The sequence below is a fragment of the bacterium genome (assembly GCA_035528375.1).
GTDB lineage: Bacteria > RBG-13-66-14 > RBG-13-66-14 > RBG-13-66-14 > RBG-13-66-14 > RBG-13-66-14.
In genome coordinates, this window is record DATKYS010000014.1 from 1 (window position 1) to 5,798 (window position 5,798).

At 65.1% G+C, this 5,798-nt stretch carries 4 protein-coding genes; 2 read left to right on the forward strand and 2 right to left on the reverse strand.

The features are described from left to right. Together VM054_00880 and VM054_00885 are read right to left on the reverse strand one after the other, a co-directional pair. A partial coding sequence (locus tag VM054_00880; protein HUT97610.1) for a hypothetical protein occupies window positions 1–945 on the reverse strand: 945 nt, incomplete at its 3' end. A 47-nt stretch (window positions 946–992) separates the two neighbouring features. Then, window positions 993–3,035 carry a diguanylate cyclase gene (locus VM054_00885; GenBank protein HUT97611.1) on the reverse strand — a complete coding sequence of 681 codons (2,043 nt, stop codon included), beginning with the start codon at window positions 3,033–3,035 and terminating at the stop codon, window positions 993–995. Window positions 3,036–3,233: 198 nt separating this feature from the next. Between VM054_00885 and VM054_00890 the strand changes: the two genes are divergently transcribed. Beyond that, entirely contained in the window at window positions 3,234–3,740 is a 507-nt protein-coding gene (locus VM054_00890; GenBank protein HUT97612.1) for a DUF2062 domain-containing protein, read from the forward strand. A 24-nt stretch (window positions 3,741–3,764) separates the two neighbouring features. Then, the coding region (locus VM054_00895; protein HUT97613.1) for a tetratricopeptide repeat protein at window positions 3,765–5,798 on the forward strand (2,034 nt) is incomplete at its 3' end.

Here is a 5,798-nt window from a genome sequence, read left to right on the forward strand (position 1 = left end):
AAGGTCATGTGATTTCGTAACTCCGCCAGCTATCAGACTTTCAGCGGTTTCCCATAATGCACTGAGAACTGCTACAGAAGTTGCAGTTGGTAATAATCGGATTATTTTTCCAGCTGTAAAGAAAATGGGCCAGTAGTTGACCTTAAGGATAGCATTCCATTCATCAACCAATGGGGTTGGTAAAAAGGCTCCGTTTTCTCGAAATTCACTTGGCGATTTGATAGTGCGCCGGGTTTGAGTACGTGTATCGGTTATTTGGGTTTCAGTTTCAGCGAGTGACGCTTGAAAGATTAGGGCATTGGTAATAACAGACATTACCATCCGGCGAGCCTGTCCGGATTCATCGTCATTCTGATCGAGCACCTTACATATATCACTGGCTAGCTTCGAGCCATGCGGATGTGTGTCACTGAATAAACCAGCGGCAAACACAATACCACGCTCAAGGGTATCGGCTAGTGGTTCAACCCTCCAAGATGGTACTCTTGAGCGGTGTAAGAGTAACGCTAACTCAACGATCCCACTTGAAAGCCAGCCTGAACTTGGGACACGTACAATATCTCCTAGAAATTCTTGCGTAAATACCGAATACTCGAAAATTGCAGTCCGGATAGCATTCCTAAGTGCTTCCCCATCAAATGAACGTAGTTCTTCAGGATATACTAGAGCAATGACAGTATCTACAATTCTCCCGTTTTCTGCGAATCTCCGCCCCAGCCTTGAACACGCTTCTGTTTCAGCCTGTAAGTAATTGTTGACCTCTGCCTCGATAACTACCGGGCTTCCACCTGGTTCAGAAAGGAATATGTCTAGTCGTCCACCACCCTCGAAAACGTCTCCTATTCGTTCCCCCTTTACATCCCAATCATGACCAAGACCTCGAAGAACTTCCGCCATCGCCGTATTGATCGTCTGTTCGTGTGTCTCATGCCTTCTTATTGCCATTTTTCGACTCCTATGGTGTTGTACGGGAATTAAATGTCATGCAGGGCCTACAGCCGCAATAACAGGATGTGGTTCGTGTTCTGGTCTATCAGGTACAGCCGGTCCACATGGGAGCCGGCGACGGACCAGGGCCGGAGCGACTTCACCCCGGGCTCCCGCCGCCGCGTGGGGGCCAGAGGCTTGAAGCGGTCCTTCTCCCAGTGCACCGCGCCGAGCTCTATCTGACCCAGCGGGGTCAGGTCGGAATCGAAGAACTGGAGGCGGTTGTTGTCCCCGCCCTCGGCCACCACAAGGAAGCCGCCCTGGGTCACGACGAGGTCGGTGGGTGAGCGGAACTGGCCCAGCGCGGCCCCGTAACCGGCCAGCTCGGCCTGGAAGCGCCCGTCGCCGTCGTAGACCATGATCCGGTTGGCCCCGGTGTCCAGGACGTAGATGCGGCCGTCGGGCCCCACGGAGAGCTTCTCGGGCCGGGGCAGGATGCCCCCCGGCGCCGGACGCAGGCCCACCTCGAGCTCGACCCTCCCCGATACGCCGAAGGCCTGGATCCGCCGGTTCCCCGTGTCGGCCACGATGAGCCGCGCGCCGTCGTGGTCCAGGTCCAGGGGGAGGGTGAGCCGTCCGCGGGCCTGGCCCATGCCCCCGAAGGTCTGCAACAGGCCGCCGTCGTCGTCGAGCTTCTTCACCTCGTGGTTCTGGCTGTCGGCGACCCACAGGTAGCCCAGGTCGTCCACGGCCACCGCCGCGGGGTTGAGGAAGGTCCTGCCCCCGCCCTTGCCCAGGGTCTTCAGGCGGAGTCCCTGGAGCCTCGCGGTGCCGCGGGGTTCGGCCCGGTGACCGGAGATCTCTGCCAGCGCCCGCTCTATGGGGTAGCGGTGCACCAGGTTCCGGTAGTACTCCACGATGAAGAGCTCGCCGGCGTACTCGTGGATGCTGAAGGGGGCCAGGGTGGAGAGCCCCAGTCGGGGTTCGGCGGAGAGGTCCATCAGCGTCCGGGGCGCGGTGTCGGTCAACAGGCCCTTGAGGCGGTTGAGGACCACGGTCTCCGGCCTGGCGGGCTCGGGCTTGCGGGGCTCGGGCCGGGGTCGGCGGCGCTCCGTCCGGACGCGGGGCTTTTCGAGGTCCACGACGGGGAGCTCCTCCGCCTTCTTCTCCGGCTCGGTTGGGGCCTCCCTGCGGCCCCCGACCGGCTCGGCGACGCCGATGATGCAGACCCGGTTCCGCCCGGCCTGCTTGGCGGCGTACAGGGCCTTGTCGGCGCCGTCAATCAGCCCCTCGACGCCGTCGCAGTGCTCGGGGTAGGCCGAGACGCCGAAGCTGGTGGTGATTTTGAAGCTCAGTTTCTCCTCGGGCACGGCGATGGGTGAGGCGGCCAGCTTGGCCCGGGTGGCCTCGGCGCGCAGGGCAATCTCCTCCGCCGAAATGCCCGGGACCACAACCATCAGCTCCTCGCCGCCGTAGCGCGCCGCGAACCCGCCGGTGGACATCCCCCGCACCAGCAACCCCGCCAGCCCCAGCGCCCGGTCGCCGATGGCGTGGCCGTAGGTGTCGTTGACCCGCTTGAAGTGGTCCAGGTCGGCCAGGGCCACGGCCAGGGATTTCTTCGCCTTCGCCGCCTCGTCGAAGAGGGTGTGGACCTGCTCGTCGAAGAAGGCGCGGTTGTAGAGGCGGGTCACCGGATCGAGCTGGGCCAGCTCGTCGCGCAACAGTTGCACCAGGAGCTCGGCGAAATCCTCGGCGGCCACCAGGTCGCTCTCGCCCAGAATCCCGCGCTCCAGCTCGAAGATGTCCAGGCGGCCGTAGAGCTGTCCCCGGCTGTAAAGCGGGAGCGAGAAGAGCGGCTCTTCCTTCTTCTTCTCCTCGGGGAACTCGGGGAGGGTGATGGAGTAGAAGGAGGCGTCCTCCCGGTCGTCGCCGACGGCGGCGGGGGGGAGCGGGCACTGGTCGGGGTAGAGCACCACCCGGGGGTGGCGGCAGGCGCAGATTCTCACCAACCGCGAGAGGACCTCGCGGAACAGGGCGACCAGGTTCCGGTTGGTCCGGGCCAGGCGCAGGACCTCGCGGAAGGCGCCGGCGACGCTGGACTCGCTCATGACGACCCCGGGGAGGGGGGTATACTCAGACGGTGTAATGATAGCCCGAAGACGCGACCGTGGCAAGCGTATTACCGGGCGGCGACCGGGACCGGCCTTTTGGGGTGGCGCCCGCGCCGGTCATCAGCTAAAATCACCCGGGTCCCCGGACCCGGAATCACCCGGGTCCCCTCCCCACCCGGACGGCCCCCCGTGCCCGTGAAGTGGCTGAAAAGACTCTGGCACCGTTTCGCCGCCTGGCTCGTCGGGCACAAGGACCCCAAGGAGGTGGCGCTGGGGCTGGCCCTCGGGGCCGCGGTCTCCCTCACGCCCCTCATCGGCCTCCACGCCGTGCTGGCCGTGCTTCTGGCCTCGATCACCCCCTCGAACCGCCTGGCCGCCATCCTGGGCACCCAGCTCGGCAACCCCTTCACCCTCCCCTTCTTCTTCTGGCTGGAGTACAAGATCGGGAGCTGGATAACGGGGGTGCAGGTGACGACCTCGCTCTCCTTCTCCCAGATCGGGCTGGAGGACGCGGCGGACCGCATGGTGCAGCTCTTCGGCGAGGCGGCCTGGCCCTACTCGGTGGGGATGGTCATCCTGGCCGTCCTCGTGGGCCTGGCGGTCTACGGCCTGACGGTGCTGGTGGCCCGGATTCTGCATTTGAGGATGCGTCGCCGCCTGGTGGACACCGGGCTGGATAAAGATTCCCCCCCTCCCGCTTGACACGCCTCCCACGGTACCGGTGAGATGACGAAGAAAAAAACCGCCCCCGTAAAGAGCGAGCCGACGGTCCACCCCTTCTGGCGGAGCCGTTGGCTCGTGTTGATTCTCGTCGTCGCGGCGCTGGCGCCCCGGCTCATCATCCTCACCCAGCTCACCGAGAGCCCGGCCTTCACCCACCCGGTGATGGACTCCGCAGTTTACGACGACTGGGCCTGGACGCTGGCGGACTCGTGGACGAACCCGGATTACGCCGGCCCGCACGGTGAGGCGGCGAAGTACCTCGAGGGCTCGTTCTTCATGGGGCCGCTCTACGCCTACTTCCTCACCGGGATTTACCTCCTCTTCGGCCACGTGCTGCTCCTGGCGCACCTGGCCGGGATCCTGGTCGGCGTGGGGACGGTGCTGTTGACGGCCGCCATAGGCCGGCGGTTGTACGGGCCGAAGGTCGGATTCGTCGCCGGGCTGGCCGCGGCGCTCTACCCCGCCCTTTTCCTCTACGACTCCGCGATGCTGATGAGCGTCCTTTTGGTCTTCTTCGCCACCCTGGCGCTCTACCTCGTCATCCGGGGGCAGGAGGGGGACCGGTGGTACCACTGGCTGGGGGCCGGGGCGTGCCTGGGGCTCTACGCCCTGGGGCGGGCCAACATCCTGCTATTCGCGCCGGTGCTGGCGGTGTGGGCCTTCCTCGCCCTGTGGAAAAAAGTCGAGCCCGGGGCGAGGGGCTTTTGGAACCGGCTGGGTGAGCGCCTCAAGGAAAATTGGAAGCCCGGGCTGGGGCGAGTGATTTTCCTGACCGCCGGGGTGCTGGCCTTCGTGCTTCCGGCCACCATCCACAACGCCGCGGCCGACGGCGAGTTCGTCCCCGTCACCGCCAACGGCGGCATCAACCTCTACATCGGCAACAACGAGCTGGCCACCGGGGAGTACGTCAACCCGCCGATGGTGGACGTGCGGAGCGACCCGGGCGGGAGGCGGTACGTGAGCGGCCTCGAGGGCCGCCCCGTGACCTACGGCGAGGCGTCGGACTGGTGGTCCGCCAGGGCCGGGGAGTACATCGCCGAAAACCCCGGCCGCTGGCTGGGCCTCGTCCTCACCAAGGCGCTCCTCTTCGTCCACCGCCACGAGATAATGCAGGTGGCCAACATCCACATCATCCTGGGCTGGGAGTCGCCTTCCGTTTTCTTCGGCGTCCTGGCGGTCCTGGGGCTTCTGGCCTTCGTCTGGGACCGCGAGCGGCGAAGGCGCATGGGGGCCCTCTGGCTCTTCGTCCTGGTCTATTCCCTCACCATCGTCGCCTTCTTCGTCACCGCCCGGTACAGGCTGCCGGTGGTCCCGCTGCTGCTGCCGGCCGCCGTGTGGGCCGCGGCCGAGCTGGTCCGCCGCCTGAAGGAGGGCGGAAAGACGCGCGTCAGGGCCCTGGCCCTGGTCGTCCCGGCGCTCCTGGTGACCAACCTGCCGCTGGGCCTGTTCGGCGTGGAGCTGGTGGGCAACGACGCCGTGCTGCACAACAACCTGGGCACCATCTACTACGACCAGGGGGTGTACACGCTCGCCGTGGACGAGTACGAGCGGGCGATCCGGGCCAACCCGAAGATTTACCTCACCTACACCAACCTGGGGCTGGCGCACCTGAAGCTGGGGATGCGCTCGGAGGCGCAGCGGAATTTCGAGCAGGCGCTCTCGGTTTACCCCAACGACAACTGGGCGCTGTTGAACCTCGGCGCGCTGTACCTGGAGCGGATGGAGGTTCTGGGCGACGAGTCGGCCCTGGACGAGGCGGAGACCTACCTGCGGCGGTCGCTCGCGCTCAATCCCGGCCACCCCGAGACGTACCAGGATTTGATGAAGGTGTACCTGGCGCGGGGGGATTACGCCGGTGCGGCGGCCGTCGTCGAGCGGGGCCTGCGGGTGGCGCCCGACGACCCCTACCTCATGTTCTGGTTGGGCGGGCTCTACGCCGAACGGTTGAACCGGCCCGCCGAGGCGCTGGACCTCTTCCGCCGCTTCTACGAGACCCGGCCCTACACCCCGGACCACGAGGTCGCCCTGGAGTGGATT